This is a genomic window from Streptomyces sp. NPDC043746, from assembly GCF_056436485.1.
The window spans coordinates 1-14,677 of record NZ_JBWKCM010000020.1 but is presented as its reverse complement, the minus strand read 5'-3'; the positions used below and the strand labels follow the sequence as shown (position 1 = coordinate 14,677).

At 72.2% G+C, this 14,677-nt stretch carries 16 protein-coding genes; 9 read left to right on the top strand and 7 right to left on the bottom strand.

Annotated elements, in window-relative coordinates:
* Positions 1 to 142 precede the first annotated feature (142 nt).
* Positions 143 to 823, bottom strand: a complete 681-nt coding sequence (phoP, locus tag AC0682_RS21145) for a two-component system response regulator PhoP (RefSeq protein ID WP_189520573.1) — start codon at positions 821 to 823, stop codon at positions 143 to 145.
* Positions 820 to 2,100 carry a two-component system sensor histidine kinase PhoR gene (phoR, locus tag AC0682_RS21140; protein ID WP_478534598.1) on the bottom strand — a complete coding sequence of 427 codons (1,281 nt, stop codon included), beginning with the start codon at positions 2,098 to 2,100 and terminating at the stop codon, positions 820 to 822. The genes phoP and phoR overlap by 4 nt, the downstream gene beginning before the upstream one ends.
* A gap of 196 nt (positions 2,101 to 2,296) precedes the next feature.
* Between phoR and phoU the strand changes: the two genes are divergently transcribed.
* Both phoU and AC0682_RS21130 read left to right on the top strand, forming a co-directional pair.
* Positions 2,297 to 2,974 (top strand): phosphate signaling complex protein PhoU, encoded by a 678-nt coding sequence (gene phoU / locus AC0682_RS21135; RefSeq protein ID WP_478534597.1) that lies wholly within the window; start codon positions 2,297 to 2,299, stop codon positions 2,972 to 2,974.
* A gap of 256 nt (positions 2,975 to 3,230) precedes the next feature.
* Complete coding sequence (locus AC0682_RS21130) at positions 3,231 to 3,380, top strand: hypothetical protein (protein WP_162888404.1); 150 nt, start codon at positions 3,231 to 3,233, stop codon at positions 3,378 to 3,380.
* Positions 3,381 to 3,545: 165 nt separating this feature from the next.
* Here the strand turns inward: AC0682_RS21130 and AC0682_RS21125 are convergent, their stop codons facing one another.
* A complete protein-coding gene (locus AC0682_RS21125; RefSeq protein WP_254812041.1) occupies positions 3,546 to 4,871 on the bottom strand; it encodes an MDR family MFS transporter in 1,326 nt (441 codons plus the stop codon).
* A 219-nt stretch (positions 4,872 to 5,090) separates the two neighbouring features.
* Between AC0682_RS21125 and AC0682_RS21120 the strand changes: the two genes are divergently transcribed.
* A complete protein-coding gene (locus AC0682_RS21120; RefSeq protein WP_070199393.1) occupies positions 5,091 to 5,852 on the top strand; it encodes a phosphoglyceromutase in 762 nt (253 codons plus the stop codon).
* Between the two features lie 77 nt (positions 5,853 to 5,929).
* Here AC0682_RS21120 and AC0682_RS21115 read toward each other — a convergent pair whose 3' ends face one another.
* On the bottom strand, positions 5,930 to 6,253 hold the full coding sequence (locus AC0682_RS21115) for a hypothetical protein (protein WP_478534596.1): 324 nt from the start codon (positions 6,251 to 6,253) through the stop codon (positions 5,930 to 5,932).
* A gap of 163 nt (positions 6,254 to 6,416) precedes the next feature.
* Here AC0682_RS21115 and AC0682_RS21110 point away from each other — a divergent pair, with 163 nt between their 5' ends.
* From AC0682_RS21110 to AC0682_RS21100, 3 genes are all read left to right on the top strand, one after another.
* On the top strand, positions 6,417 to 6,635 hold the full coding sequence (locus AC0682_RS21110) for a hypothetical protein (RefSeq protein WP_478534594.1): 219 nt from the start codon (positions 6,417 to 6,419) through the stop codon (positions 6,633 to 6,635).
* A 152-nt stretch (positions 6,636 to 6,787) separates the two neighbouring features.
* Positions 6,788 to 7,036, top strand: a complete 249-nt coding sequence (locus AC0682_RS21105) for a hypothetical protein (protein ID WP_019762208.1) — start codon at positions 6,788 to 6,790, stop codon at positions 7,034 to 7,036.
* The gene (locus tag AC0682_RS21100; protein ID WP_478534592.1) at positions 7,033 to 7,275 is read left to right on the top strand and encodes a hypothetical protein; all 243 of its coding nucleotides are present in this window, start codon (positions 7,033 to 7,035) and stop codon (positions 7,273 to 7,275) included. Before AC0682_RS21105 ends, AC0682_RS21100 begins: the two co-directional genes overlap by 4 nt.
* A gap of 45 nt (positions 7,276 to 7,320) precedes the next feature.
* Here AC0682_RS21100 and AC0682_RS21095 read toward each other — a convergent pair whose 3' ends face one another.
* The 3 genes from AC0682_RS21095 to mshA form a co-directional block, all read right to left on the bottom strand.
* The gene (locus AC0682_RS21095; protein ID WP_478534591.1) at positions 7,321 to 8,142 is read right to left on the bottom strand and encodes a hypothetical protein; all 822 of its coding nucleotides are present in this window, start codon (positions 8,140 to 8,142) and stop codon (positions 7,321 to 7,323) included.
* Between the two features lie 254 nt (positions 8,143 to 8,396).
* Entirely contained in the window at positions 8,397 to 8,915 is a 519-nt protein-coding gene (locus tag AC0682_RS21090; RefSeq protein WP_478534590.1) for a type III secretion system chaperone family protein, read from the bottom strand.
* 48 nt (positions 8,916 to 8,963) lie between these two features.
* Positions 8,964 to 10,316 carry a D-inositol-3-phosphate glycosyltransferase gene (gene mshA, locus AC0682_RS21085; protein WP_478534589.1) on the bottom strand — a complete coding sequence of 451 codons (1,353 nt, stop codon included), beginning with the start codon at positions 10,314 to 10,316 and terminating at the stop codon, positions 8,964 to 8,966.
* A 333-nt stretch (positions 10,317 to 10,649) separates the two neighbouring features.
* On the opposite strand from mshA, the gene AC0682_RS21080 reads away from it, so the two are divergent.
* From AC0682_RS21080 to AC0682_RS21070, 3 genes are all read left to right on the top strand, one after another.
* Positions 10,650 to 11,456, top strand: a complete 807-nt coding sequence (locus AC0682_RS21080; RefSeq protein WP_478534587.1) for a class I SAM-dependent methyltransferase — start codon at positions 10,650 to 10,652, stop codon at positions 11,454 to 11,456.
* Between the two features lie 254 nt (positions 11,457 to 11,710).
* Positions 11,711 to 12,808 carry a C40 family peptidase gene (locus tag AC0682_RS21075; protein ID WP_478534586.1) on the top strand — a complete coding sequence of 366 codons (1,098 nt, stop codon included), beginning with the start codon at positions 11,711 to 11,713 and terminating at the stop codon, positions 12,806 to 12,808.
* 415 nt (positions 12,809 to 13,223) lie between these two features.
* Positions 13,224 to 14,677: PP2C family protein-serine/threonine phosphatase (locus tag AC0682_RS21070; RefSeq protein WP_478534585.1), on the top strand; the 1,454-nt coding region annotated here is incomplete at its 3' end.

Below are 14,677 nucleotides of genomic sequence, written 5' to 3'. Positions count from 1 at the left end.
GAAGGGGAGAAGGACACCCGGGAGACAGGAATGGAAGACACACCGGGCTAACCCCCCCGGAGGACGAAGTCACCTCAAAACACGAGAGGGCACCCTCCCCGGCCGGGAAGCCCCCCTTCTCGTGTCGATGCCGTCCCGCGGTCTACGGCTCGAACTTGTACCCCAGGCCCCGCACGGTGACGAGGTAGCGCGGGGCGCCCGGGTCGGGCTCGATCTTGGCGCGCAGGCGCTTGACGTGGACGTCGAGGGTCTTGGTGTCGCCCACGTAGTCCGCGCCCCAGACCCGGTCGATGAGCTGCATACGGGTCAGCACACGGCCCGCGTTGCGCAGGAGCATCTCCAGGAGGTCGAACTCCTTGAGCGGGAGGTCGACCTTGCCGCCGGAGACGGTGACCACGTGCCGGTCCACGTCCATGCGGACGGGCCCCGCCTCCAGGGCTGCCGGGGTGACCTCCTCCGGCTCACCGCGGCGGCGCAGCACGGCGCGGATGCGGGCGACCAGTTCACGCGAGGAGAAGGGCTTGGTGACGTAGTCGTCGGCTCCTATTTCGAGACCGACGACCTTGTCGATCTCGCTGTCCTTGGCGGTGACCATGATCACCGGGACGTTGGAGCGGCTGCGGAGCTGGCGGCACACCTCGGTGCCGGGCAGGCCCGGCAGCATCAGGTCGAGCAGGACCAGGTCGGCGCCGTTGCGCTCGAACTCGTCCAGGCCCTCGGGGCCGGTCGCGGCGATGGCGACCTCGAACCCTTCCTTGCGGAGCATGTAGGACAGGGCGTCGCTGAAGGATTCCTCATCCTCGACGACAAGCACTCGGGTCACGGAAGAGCCTCCGGGGCGGGGAAGGGGTCATAGGAGTCGGTCTCGAACGGGGGCTTGTCCTTGTCGCTGACGCCGTCGGCATCGTTGACGACAAGGAGTCCGCCGGTGGTGCGCTCCCTCGCGGTGCCCGATTCGGGCAGCCGGAGGGTGAAGGTGGAGCCCTGGCCCTCGGAGCTCCAGACGGTGACCTCCCCGCCGTGCGAGGCGGCCACGTGTTTGACGATGGCGAGGCCGAGTCCGGTGCCACCGGTGGCCCGTGAGCGGGCTGGGTCGACGCGGTAGAACCGCTCGAAGACCCGCTCCCGGTCCTTCTCGGAGATGCCGATGCCCTGGTCGGTCACGGCGATCTCGATCAGATCCCCGCCCGGCGCGGCCATACGGCGTGCGGCGATGCCGACCCGGGTGTGGGCGGGGCTGTAGTTGACGGCGTTCTCCACGAGGTTGCCGAGGGCGCCGACGAGCTGGCCGCGGTTGCCCCAGACCGTGAGTCCCTCGGCTCCCGCGGAGGCCATGGTGATCTGCTTGGAGCCGGCCTGCTGGCGGCAGCGGTCGATCGCCTCGGCGATCAGCGTCTCCACCTTGACCGGCTCGGCGTCCTCCAGGGGGTCGTCGTTCTGCACCCGGGAGAGGTCGATGAGCTCCTGTACGAGGTTGGTGAGCCGGGTCGCCTCGATCTGCATCCGTCCGGCGAACCGCTCGACCGCCTCCGGGTCGTCGGAGGCGTCCATGACCGCCTCGGAGAGCAGCGAGAGCGCTCCCGTGGGGGTCTTCAGCTCATGGCTCACATTGGCGACGAAGTCGCGCCGGACCGCCTCTATGCGGCGGGCCTCCGTGAGGTCCTCGACCAGGAGCAGCACCAGCCGGGAGCCCAGCGGGGCGACCCGGGCGGAGACGGCGAGGGCGTCCCCGCGGCCGGTGCCGCGCCGGGGGAGGTCCAGCTCGACCTGCCGTATCTCACCGTCCCGCCGGGTGTCGCGGGCCATGTTGAGCATCGGCTCGACGGCGAGGCGACCGCCTCTGACCAGGCCCAGCGCATAGGCGGCGGAGCTGGCCTTGACGACGTTGTCGCTCTCGTCGAGCACGACGGCGGAGGAGCTGAGCACGGAGAGGACGGTGTCCACACCGGGCGGCAGGGCGGCGTTGCTGTCGGGCCGCATCGACGTACGGGTGGGCCGTTTCAGATCGCGCTCGCTCCAGCGGAACGCCAGCATGGCGATCACACCGGTACAGAGACCGGCGATCGCAGCAGCTGCGGCGACCGCCGCGTTCACGTCCATGCTTCAAGGTTATGCGGGTGCTCGGACACTCTCCCAGCCGTCCCCGTGCCATCTCGAACACTCGTCGCCCAGAGTTCACCGAGGGGTAGGGGCTGGTTCACTTAGGGGGCCGGATACGGACGCGTTGGACCCCCACCGTGGCACCGTGGGGGTCGGTCGAAGACCCCGGCCTAGTTGGAACTGGAGAGGGACTTCCATGCGCGACGCTTACCACGAGGAACTCGACTCGATCGGAGAAAGCCTGGTCGAGATGGCACGGCTGGTCGGTTCGGCGATCGGCCGTGCGACCACGTCCATGCTCGACGCCGACCTGAAGCTCGCGGAGAGCGTGATCGCGGGCGACCAGAAGGTCGACGACCTCCAGCACGACCTGGAGGCGCGCGCCATCGCCCTCCTCGCCCGCCAGCAGCCGGTGGCGACCGATCTGCGGATCGTGGTGACCTCGCTGCGGATGAGCGCGGACCTGGAACGCTCCGGCGACCTCGCCCAGCACGTCGCGAAGCTGGCCCGGCTGCGCTTCCCGCAGTCGGCGGTCCCGCACGACCTGCACGCCACGATCCTGGAGATGGGCCAGCTCGCCCAGCGGCTGATGGCCAAGGCCGCCGAGGTCATCATCACCAAGGACGTCGACCTGGCGCTCCAGCTGGAGCAGGACGACGACGAGATGGACCTGCTGCACCGCACGCTCTTCAAACACCTGATGGACGACCGGTGGAAGCACGGCATCGAGACGGCCGTCGACGTGACGCTGCTGGGCCGCTACTACGAGCGGTTCGCGGACCACGCGGTGTCGGTGGCCAAGCGCGTCGTCTACCTGGTGACGGGGGAGCACGCGGACGAGATCCAGGCGACGACCCCGGTGGAGGGCTCGTAGCACCGCCCCGGCACCCTCCTCCCGCCGCCTCCTCCGGGGCTCGCACGGGCCCACGCGCCCCTCACACGCTCCCGGCGCACGCGAGACGCACATGTGTTCCCGCACATGTGCGCCGTTGATGCGCCGGGCGGGATGGGCATGCAATGGGTCGGGGACGGCACGCGCCCGGGCCGTACACGGCGTGCGCCAGGCCGCGACGTCCCCGGCGGCGGCGCAGCGGCGCCGTCCGCCCAGCCGTACGCCCTGAGGAGGGACCATGGCCGATTCCCCCACGACCGAACCCCAGCTGGAGACCCCGACCGAAGTGGTGCACCTGACCGTGCTCGGCGCCTGCGGCTGCGGCTCGGGCTGCGGGTGCGGCTGCCAGTCCGGCGCTCCGTGCCAGTGCGGCGGCTGCTGCGGCTGACGGGCGCCGCAGTCGGCTTCTGCCCCTGCAGCTTCCCCGTACGGACCGATCCCCGTACAGACGGTTCGGTCGGTACGGGGATCAGTTCCGTCCGGGGAGGCCCTGCACGGGGACCCCGTACCGGAACCCTGTGCGGGGCCTGTACCGGGGGCGTACGGGAAGGGGTCAGCCCGCGCGCTCCACCGCGGTGGCGGGGTCGGGCTCGGCCTGGTCCGGCCGGGCCTGGACGGGCACGGGGGCGGGCTCGATGACCGGCTCCTCGCCGCCGGGGACCTCCTCCCGCGGCAGGTTGCGCATCAGCAGCCAGTAGCCGAGGCCCGCGACCGTACCGATCACCGCGCAGGCGCCCCAGAGCCAGGCGGCGCCGTAGTGGTCGATCACGAAACCGGACATCAGGGGTGCTACGAGCGCGGCCACCGACCAGGACATCGTGTACATGCCCTGGTAGCGCCCCCGGCCCTGGGCCGGGGAGAGCTGGACGACGAGCCCGGTCTGGGTGGGCGCGTTGACGATCTCGGCGAGGGTCCAGACGCAGACCGTCAGCGCGTAGACGGCGACGGACCCGGCGAAGGCGGTCAGCCCGAAGCCGTACCCGGCGAGCAGCGAGGAGATGATCAGCAGCCGGCGCGGGTCGCGGTGCTGGATGAACCGGGTGACGGGGATCTGGAGGGCCACGATCAGCACGCCGTTGACGGCGATGGCGGTCCCGAAGTCGGAGCTGGAGAGCCCGTCGGCCCCCATGGCCACCGGCAGCCCCACGTACCCCTGCTGGAAGATCAGCGCCACCAGGAACGACAGGCCCACGACCCCCATGAAGCGCCCGTCGCGCAGGACGGTGGTGATCCGGACCTCGTCCTTGGCCCGCTTGCCGCCCGCGCTCTTCACGGGCGCCTGCTCGGGCCGGGACTCGGGCACCTTCACGAAGACGACGACGGCGCAGAAGAGGGTCATGAGGGCCTCGCCGAGGAAGCCGGCGAGATAGCTGTACTCGGCGATGAACCCGGCCGCGGCGGCGGAGACGGCGAACCCGAGGTTGATGGCCCAGTAGTTCAGGGAGAAGGCCCGGATGCGGTCCTCGGGGGGCACGATGTCGGCCATCATCGCCTGGACGGCGGGCCGCGAGGCGCTGCTCGCCATGCCGACGAAGAACGCGACGGCGGCGATGGCGACGGGGTGCTCCATGAAGCCGAGCACCGCCACGGAGACGGCCATCGACACCTGGGCGATCAGCATGGTGGGCCGCCGCCCGAGCCGGTCGGTCATCACCCCGGCGCCGAGCGAGGAGATGACCCCGCCGAGCCCGTGGAGGGCGGCGACGAGACCCGCGTACGAGGCCGAGTACCCCCGGTCCAGGGTCAGGTACAGGGCCATGAAGGTGGCGACGAAGCCGCCGAGCCGGTTGACGAGCGTGCTGAGCCAGAGCCACCAGAACGCTCGGGGCAGCCCGGAGACGGTCTCCCGGGCGGCTCTTCTGAGACCGGCGACGGACATGTGCTTCCCCCCACGGGACGTACGAGAAGATCGCCGTGGGTAAGACTCCCGACGACCGTCCGAACATTACGAACTTCGACAGCTCACCCGCCACCGGATTGACGCCCGCCGTCAATCGTCAGCCCGCCGGTCACCGCCCCGGACACCTCCCCCTCCGCCCCCTGTCCGCCACGCGGGCGGGCGCGCGGAGGGCGCGCGGGTTCGATTACGCTCGGGCTCATGGCCGACGCACCGTACAAGCTGATCCTCCTCCGCCACGGCGAGAGCGAATGGAACGCGAAGAACCTGTTCACCGGTTGGGTGGACGTCAACCTCACCGAGAAGGGTGAGAAGGAAGCAGTCCGCGGCGGTGAGCTGCTGAAGGACGCCGGTCTGCTCCCCGACGTCCTGCACACCTCCCTCCAGCGCCGCGCGATCCGCACCGCGCAGCTGGCCCTGGAGTCCGCCGACCGCCTCTGGATCCCGGTCCGCCGCTCCTGGCGCCTGAACGAGCGCCACTACGGCGCCCTCCAGGGCAAGGACAAGGCCCAGACACTGGCCGAGTTCGGCGAGGAGCAGTTCATGCTCTGGCGCCGCTCGTACGACACCCCGCCGCCGCCGCTGGCCCGCGACGACGAGTACTCCCAGTTCGACGACCCGCGCTACGCGACCCTCCCGCCGGAGGTGCGCCCGGACACGGAGTGCCTGAAGGACGTCGTCGTCCGGATGCTCCCGTACTGGTTCGACAGCATCGTCCCCGACCTCCTCACCGGCCGCACGGTCCTGGTCGCCGCCCACGGCAACAGCCTCCGCGCCCTGGTGAAGCACCTGGACGGCATCTCGGACGCGGACATCGCGGGCCTCAACATCCCGACCGGCATCCCGCTCTCCTACGAACTGGACGCCGACTTCAAGCCGCTGAACCCGGGCGGCACGTACCTCGACCCGGAGGCGGCGAAGGCGGCCATCGAGGCCGTGAAGAACCAGGGCAAGAAGAAGTAGGTTTCCTGATCAAGCCCCCGACCTGCGCATGCGGCGCGGATCGGGGGCTTGATCGTGCGCGGTGAGCGGACTCCCGGTCAGTAGATGATGACCCGCCAGCGCTCGACCCACCGCAGCACGCCACCCGGGCCACGGACCTGGACGCGGCCCTCCTCCACCTCCCAGGCCTCCCCGTAGAGCGTGGCCTCCGGGAGGTCGACCCGGACGGCGTCGTGGACCACCAGGTCGTCCTCGACCGGCCGGGTCCACGTGTGCGTACACCGCTCGCAGGTGTAGGCGACGGCGGTGACCGCCCCGCCGGTGGACGGCTCCGCCGCGGGCACCGGCGTACCCGGGCGTACGGACTCGACGAAGCACCGCGGACACGGATCGGCGGTGTGCGGGCCGACTGATCGGGACATTCCTCGATCCTCTCCTGGAAGAGGCCGTGGAGTCCCGGCCCTGTGACGGCGACGGCTTCCGCAGGCGCGGACGGTCCGCTCCGGGCCGTGTCCCCGGTCCGGTCCGGCTCTCCGGTTCCCCGTGGAACAATGCGTGCAGATCAGGGGACTTGGGGGACGAGCCGTGGCCAAGTGGCGCATTTTCGGCGAGGAGCCCAGGGGCTCCGACGTGCTCCCCATCGTCGCCGGCTTCTGGACGGCCGCCAGCTCCGCCGCCCCGCTCTGGTCCCGGATCCCGATGGGGATCGTCGCCGGCTACTTCACGGTGAACAGGATCGTCCACCGCCGTCGGCAGCGGCGTGAGCGTACGCGTACCGAAGGAGCCGTCGGGCACGGCGTCTGAACGCCCGTGCCGCTGCCGTCCCGTTCGTACGCGGTCATCCCGTCCGTACGTCGATGGGGCCTCCCGGGTGCCGAACTCCCGCCCGTACGCACTACGGTGACCCGGAAGAGCAGCAGGCGCGGGCAAAGGCGAGGGGATCGGGGAGAGCGGTCATGGGCGAGTCTCTGAAGACCTTCGTCGGCGGTACCGAGGTCGAGGTGCCCAACAGCATCCCGGACATCCGGGCCGCGCTGCCCGAGGAGAGACGCGAGGAGTTCGACCTCGCCATCAACGAGGCCGGGGTCCACGAGATCCAGGCGGTCATGCGGCACTGGATGCTGGAGGCCGTGCCCGACCCCGAGGCCGAGCGGATCCTGGACCGGCTGGCGCAGGACGAGGCCGAGAGGCGGAGCGTCGCTTGAGCTTCCGCATCTCCTACGCACCGCCCGCCGACGACACCCTGGCCAAGATGCGCGACAGCTGGTCCTTCCGCGACGAGATGGCCCGCACTCTGGGCCAGGAGCCGTACGGGCACGCCTCGTCCGCCGTCAAGAGCGAGGAGGACCGGCGCGAGGCCACCGTCTCCGGGGCCATCGTCCTCTACTACGTCTCCCGGTCCGTGCTGACCGTCACCGTCGTACGGCTCGTCCCCCTGCCCTGACACCGAAGGCGCGGGAGGGCAGGGGGCCGGTACGGGCGGAGCCCGTCAGCCGAGCTTCTTCGCCTGGGCCGCCACGACCTCCGTGGGCACGGTGAACTTCGCGCCGCCGTCCGCGCTCGCCGCCAGGTTGAAGGCGAGGAACGTCGCCACGGTGCCCGCCTTGCGGAGCGCGACGAGCTTGTACACGGCCTTCGCGCCCTCCTTGTCCTCCTGGACGAGCGTCCAGGCCGCCGCCTCGTCGCCGCCGGTGGCCTTCTCCTCGGCGATCGAGACGACCTTCTGCTGCTCGCCCGCGGCCGTGGCGGTGAAGCCGCCCGCGCACTCCGTCGCGGCCTTCTTCACCGCGGCGAACGCGTCCGGACCCGCCGTCCCGTCGTACGAGTTCAGCGCGACGAAGGTCGACGTCAGGTCGAAGGCCGCCTTCAAGGCGTCCTCGGCCTCGCCCTCCGTCATCTCCTCGATCGACTTCTTGGCGCCCTGCGCCGGGTCGGTGACCACCTTGCGCTTGGCGGTGGCCTTCGAACCGTCCGCCGGCACGCCGAACATGGCGTGGACGACCGGCAGGCAGGCCTCCTTGTCGGCCTTCAGCCCGGCCGCCGCGACCTCGTCGTCCGGGCCCGCCTTGGCGATCTTGTGGCCGTCGACGTCGCCCTGCGCGAGCGACGCGGTCTCCAGCTCGGCGGCGCTGAGGGCCTTGACGTCGGCGTCCGCCTTCGGAGCCTGGCTGCTCGCGTCGGCGGCCCCGGGCTTGTCGTTCTTCCCGGCGCTCGCGTCGGTGTCGGACGAGCCGCCGCAGGCTGTGGCGAGCAGGGCCAGGGACACCGCGCAGGCGGCGAGGGCGGTACGGCGTACGGCAGTGGCGCGCATGGTCTTCTCTCCGGTTCGGGGAGCAACAGCCCCTCCTCCGCGCGGCACTCCGAGGCCGCCTGGGACAGGCCGTCGCAGTGATCCACACCTTACGATCGAACCTGTGAGCGACGTCCCGTCGAGCGGCCCCCTCCGCGGATCGTGATTCGGCTGTGATCACCCTGTGAACGTACTGTGCGGCGGCGCCGTACAACTCCCGTCACACACCGGCGCACGCTGCCGCGCACCGCAGCCCTGGGCGCTCTGCCAGACGCTCAGCCGTCGGCGTCGGGCGAGCGCTTGAGAAGGTGGCTGAACGCGTCGAGGTTCCGCGTCGACTCCCCGCGCGAGACCCGCCATGCGTACTCCTTGCGGATCGAACTCGCGAAGCCCAGCTCCAGGAGCGTGTTGAACGAGTCGTCGGCCGCCTCCAGCACGGTACCGAGCAGCCGGTCCAGCTCCTCGGGCGTGACCACGGAGAGCGGCAGTTTGCCGGCCAGGTAGATGTCACCGAGTGGGTCGATCGCGTAACTCACCCCGAAGAGGCGCAGATTGCGCTCCAGGAGCCAGCGGTGCACCTCGGCGTCGTTCTCGTCCGGGTGGCGGACGACGAAGGCGTTGAGGGAGAGGGAGTGCTTGCCGACGATGAGCGAACAGGTCGTCGACAGCTTGCGGGTACCGGGCAGCGTCACCACGTAGTTGCCGGGTGCGGGACTCTCCCAGGCGAGCCCGGCGTCGTTCAGGGTCGTCTCGATGACCTGGGCCGCTGCTGTTTCCTCGGGTACGTCAGCCATGCGGCGAGCGTACGTCAGGGCCGGGGTCGGCGGGCGTACGGGAAGGCCTCAGCCGTGATGGGTACGCGCCCGGCGGCGGTGGTCGGCCAGGGCTGCCGTGTAGACGTCCGCCGTGGCCGCGGCCGCCGTGTCCCAGCCGAAGGACTGCGCGTGCGTGGCGGCCGCCGCCCCCATCCGCTCGACCAGCTCCGGCGCGTCCGCGAACCGCTCCAGCGCGCGGGCGTACGCCTCCGGCTCGTGCCCCGGTATGAGGAAGCCGCCCGCCCCGTCCCGTACCGCCACCGGCAGCCCGCCCACCGCGGCCGCGACCACCGGCGTGCCGGCTGCCTGCGCCTCGATGGCGACCAGGCCGAAGGACTCGCTGTACGACGGCATGACCAGCACCGACGCGGCCCGGAACCAGTCCGCCAGCCGGTCCTGGCCCACCGGCGGATGGAACCGTACGACATCGGCGATGCCGAGCCGGGCGGCCAGCTTCTGGAGCCCCTCGGGCTTGGCCAGACCGCTGCCGCTCGGGCCTCCGACCACCGGCACCAGGATCCGGGAGCGCAGGGAGGGGTCCCGGTCCAGCAGCACCGCCACCGCGCGCAGCAGCACGTCCGGGGCCTTCAGCGGCTGGATGCGGCCCGCGAAGAGCGGGATCAGCGCGTCCTGCGGCAGGCCCAGGCGGGCCCGGGCCGCGGAGCGGCCGTCGGCCGGGCGGAAGCGGTCCAGATTGACTCCGGGGTGCACGACGGCGACGGACGCGGGGTCGGCGTCGTAGAAGCGGACCAGCTCGTCGGCCTCCTCGGCGGTGTTGGCGATCAGCCGGTCGGAGGCGTTGACGATCTGGGTCTCACCGATGACCCGGGCGGCGGGTTCGGGCGTGTCGCCCTCGGCGAGCGCGGCGTTCTTGACCTTGGCCATGGTGTGCATGGCGTGCACGAGCGGGACGCCCCAGCGCTGGGCGGCGAGCCAGCCGACCTGGCCGGAGAGCCAGTAGTGGGAGTGGACCAGGTCGTAGTAGCCCGGACGCTGTCCGGCCCACGCCTGCATCACGCCGTGCGTGAAGGCGCAGAGCTGGGCGGGCAGGTCCTCCTTGGCGAGCCCCTCGTACGGCCCGGCGTCGACGTGCCGGACCAGGACACCCGGGGCCAGCTCCACGGCGGGGGGCAGCGAGCCGGTGGTGGCCCGGGTGAAGATCTCGACCTCGATGTCGATCGCGGCGAGGCGCTTGGCCAGCTCGACGATGTAGACGTTCATCCCGCCCGCGTCACCCGTGCCGGGCTGGTGGAGCGGGGAGGTGTGGACGGAGAGCATGGCGATCCGGCGCGGCTTGCGGGAGGACCCGGGGAAGCCGCCGGGGAACCGCAGGCGGGGGCCGGTCCGGGTGGAACCGAGCCGGGAGACGTACTGGCTCACGTCGTCGGTCCTCCTCACTCAGGGCATGCCGCGAAGGGGCACGGGGCCTCCGAAGGGCGAGAACATTGGGCTCCGCCCTTTCATTTCCGCTTTGCCAAATCATTACGGAGGGGGAGGCGGCGGTGTCCCCGGCCGAGCCCGGGCCTCCGGGTGGCACCGCCCCCGCCAGGAGGGCGCCCGGACCCGCCCGGACCCCTACGCCCACGGGCGACCGGGCCCCCTCCGGTGTCCCCCTGGGCAACCGGCCTCCCTCCGGCCCGGCCCTCGACTCGGGACCGGCCCGGACCACGGCCATCCCCGCACCCTCCCCTCCCCGTCGCATACGCTCACCGCATGCGCCAGCGCCCCATCGGCACCGCCACCCGCGGGACCACCAACCCCAACCGGCTGCGCCGCATGGACCGCTGGATCGCCTCCGCTCACGGCCCCGCCCTGCGCCGCGCCGACGCCCCTGTGGCCGTCGACCTCGGGTACGGGGCCGCGCCCTGGACCGCCGTCGAACTGCTGGCCCGACTCCGTACCGCCGAGCCCCGCACGGCCGTGGCGGGCATCGAGATCGACCCGGACCGGGTCGCCGCGGCGAAGCCGTACGAGCGCGAGGGGCTCACCTTCGTCCACGGCGGCTTCGAGATCCCGCTGGCGGTGCGGCCCACGCTGATCCGGGCGGCGAACGTGCTGCGCCAGTACGACGAGGACCAGGTCGCGGAGGTATGGGCGCGGCTGCGCTCCCGGCTCGCCCCCGACGGACTCCTGGTGGAGGGGACCTGCGACGAGATCGGGCGTCGGCACGTGTGGGTGGCGCTGGGACCCGAGGGCCCGCGCACGGTCACCTTCGCGACCCGGCTCGGCTCGCTGGAGCACCCCTCCGACCTGGCGGAGCGGCTGCCGAAGGCGCTGATCCACCGCAATGTGCCCGGCGAGCCGGTCCACGCGTTCCTGCGCGACTTCGACCGGGCCTGGGCGGCGGCCTCCCCGTACGCCTCGCTCGGCGCCCGGCAGCGCTGGATCGCGGCGGTGCGGGCGCTGGCGGCGGACTGGCCGGTGGTGGACGGCGTGCGCAGGTGGCGTCAGGGAGAGGTGACCGTCGAGTGGGACGCGCTGCGGCCGGACACCCTCGGGACGGCTCCGGGCACCCGCTGAAGGACCACCCGACCGGGCGAAAGTATGCTCTTTCGGGGAACGGGGCGGGCGCGTCGTTCGTCCCTGGGGATGGGGGCGGGGTAATGCCCTCTGTTGCTTTGCGGGACGGCATGGCACCATCGCGATGTCGCCTCAACGTTACTGCCGGTAAGTCAGATGCTCGTTATCCGACTTCTGTTGCTTTTGTCTTGTTTTTCCTTGCCTGAATCCACCGATCCGGACCAGCTCATGGATTCAGCACCGAGGGGGAGTTCGTGAATCGACGCCACTGCGCCGCCGCAGCCATCACGCTGGTCTGCGCGCTGGGCCTGCTGACCCTTCCGGCCCAGGCGGTGGCCGCGCCGACGCCGGACTCGTCACCGTCCCCGGCCGCTTCGGCCCCCGCCGCTCCTTCCGCCCCGGCCTCCTCCGAGAGGGACCTGGAGAAGATCCGCCAGGAGATCGAGACGCTCTACCGGAAGGCGGGCGCGGCGACGGACGCGTACAACCTCGCCGAGGAACAGGCCAAGAAGCAGTCCGGCGAGATCGTGAAGCTGGCGAAGGCGATCGTCGACGGGCAGGCCGAGATAGCCGAGCTGAAGGACCGCGTCGGCGCCCAGGCACGCGAGCAGTACCGCAACGGCGGCCTCCCGCCCGGCGCCCAGCTGGTCCTCAGCGACGACCCGCAGCTCTTCCTGGACGGGATCAACAAGGTCCGCACCGGCCAGCAGGCGAACATGGCGGTTCTGGCCCAGCTGACCCGCACCCAGGAGGACCTGGAGACGTACACCCAGGACGCCAGCAGCAACTGGCAGAAGCTGGAGTCGAACCGGGTCAGGCAGGCCGAGGCCAAGAAGAGGATCAACGCCCAGATAGCCGCGGCCGAGAAGCTCGAGTCCGAGCTGGAGAAGAAGGAGCGCGACCGGCTCCGCCAGCTGGAGCGGGAGGCCGCGGACCGGGCCCAGTCCGCCTGGCTCGCCACCCGGCCCGCGCCGAGCGTCGGCGTCAACGGCGAGGCGACCGCGGCCGGCCGGGCGGCGGTGGCCTTCGCGAGCGCGCAGATAGGCAAGCCGTACGTCTGGGGGGCCACGGGCCCGGCCTCGTACGACTGCTCGGGTCTGACCTCGCGGGCCTGGGCGGCGGCGGGCCGCCCGATCCCGCGCACCTCGCAGGAGCAGTGGCGGCTGCTCCCCCGCATCGACATCAAGGACATGCGCCCCGGCGACCTGATCATCTACCACGCCGACGCCAGCCATGTCGGGATGTACGTCGGCGACGGCAGAATCGTCCACTCCCCGCGCCCCGGCCGCCACGTCACGCTGGCGGGCGCGGGCTCGATGAAGATCCTCGGCGTGGTCCGGCCGGACAAGTAGGCCCACGCTCCCGGGACACGGCCCCTCTCCCTCCCCGGGCTCGCACGAGCGCCCGGGACTCACCCGAGTACCCCGGGCGTACGTGAGCGCCCCTGACTCACGCGAGCGCCCCGGGTGGTACGTGAGCGTGCCGGGCCGGACGTACACGAGCGCCCCGGGTGGTACGTGAGCGGCGCCACCCTCCCCATCCCGGCGCGGGCGTGCGCGGGTGATGTTTGTCATGGCCCACGCCCCGCCCCCGACGCGCCCCATCCCTCCGGATCCGTGCCGGGAAGCGGCTTATGACGGCGCATATGACGGGGGCCGATCCTCACGCGCCATTCCGTTCCCCGGTCGCGGACCGCTATCGTCCCCGACTGGCGTTCGTCGATCGGCGTACCGCCGCGCCCTCGGGGGGAGGGGAGGACCCGAACCGATGCCCGTGCCCGCACCCGTACCCGTACCGCCGCGACGTGACGTTCCCGCCGCGGAGAGCAGTCCCGGCGCCGGCCACGGGGCCGACCTCACCGTCCTGGTGATCGAGGACGACCCGGCGAGCGGCATCACCGGCCCCGAGCTCTCGGCGGCGGCCGGCACCCGGGTCCGTGTCCGTACCGCCCGCAACCTCACCGAGGCCGGACGGCTGCTCACGGACGACGTCGACTGCATCCTGCTGGACCTCGCGCTCCCCGTGCCGACGCCCGGCACGGCCACCAGCACAGGCACGGGCACGGGCACGGCCACCGGATCCGGCCCCGTCTTCGCGTCCGGCGGCGGGGACCACCGCCCGGAGCCCGCCCCGCACCGGGCGGAGGAGCTGGCGGTCCTCACCCATGTGCTGCGGATCGCCCCGCTCCACGCGGTACTCGTGCTGACCGCGCAGGACGACACGGAGCTGGCGGCCGAGGCGGTACGGGTCGGCGCGCAGGACTACCTCTTCCGCGGCGAGCTGGACGCGCGGGTGCTGAGCCGGGCGATCCGGTACGCCGTCGAGCGGAAGCGCGCCGACATCGCCCAGCACCAGCTGACGGAGTCCGGGCTGCGCGCCCAGGAGAACGCCCGCCTGGAACGCGGCCTCCTGCCGACCCCGCTCCTGGAGGGCTCCGACCTGAGCTTCGCCGCCCGCTACCGGCCGGGCCGCAGCCGCGCCCTCCTCGGCGGGGACTTCTACGACACCGTGCGCACGCCGGACGGCACGGTCCACGCGATGATCGGTGACGTCTGCGGCCACGGCCCGGACGAGGCGGCGCTCGGCGTCGAGCTGCGGATCGCCTGGCGGGCCCTGACACTGGCCGGGCTCTGCGGGGACCGACTGCTCTCCACGCTCCAGCAGGTGCTGGAGCACGAGCGGCAGAGCGAGGAGGTCTTCGCGACGCTCTGCACGGTGGACATCGCCCCCGACGGCCGCCGCGCCGGGCTCTGCCTGGCCGGTCACCCCGCACCCCTGCTGGCCCGCCACGGCCGCCCGGCGAGGCTGCTCCCGTACGAGGACGGCGGCCCGGCGCTCGGTCTGCTGCCGCACGCGCGGTGGCCGCGCCGCCAGGTGGAGCTGGGCGGGGAGTGGAGCCTGATGATGTACACGGACGGCCTGATCGAGGGCCGCGTCGGGGCGGGCAGCAGTCAGCGGCTCGGCCAGGACGGCATGGTCGCGATGGTCAACGACCGGCTGGGGCAGGGGCTGGCGGGCGAGGAGCTGCTGGAGGCCGCGGTCACCGAGGTGCGGAAGCTGAATGGCGGCGAGCTGACGGACGACGTGGCGGTGCTGCTGCTGGGCCGCGCCCCGGAACGGATACGGCGGCGGGGGGGGGGGGGGGGGGGGGGGGGGGGGGGGGGGGGGGGGGGGGGGGGGGGGGGGGGGGGGGGGGGGGGGGGGGGGGGGGGGGGGGGGGG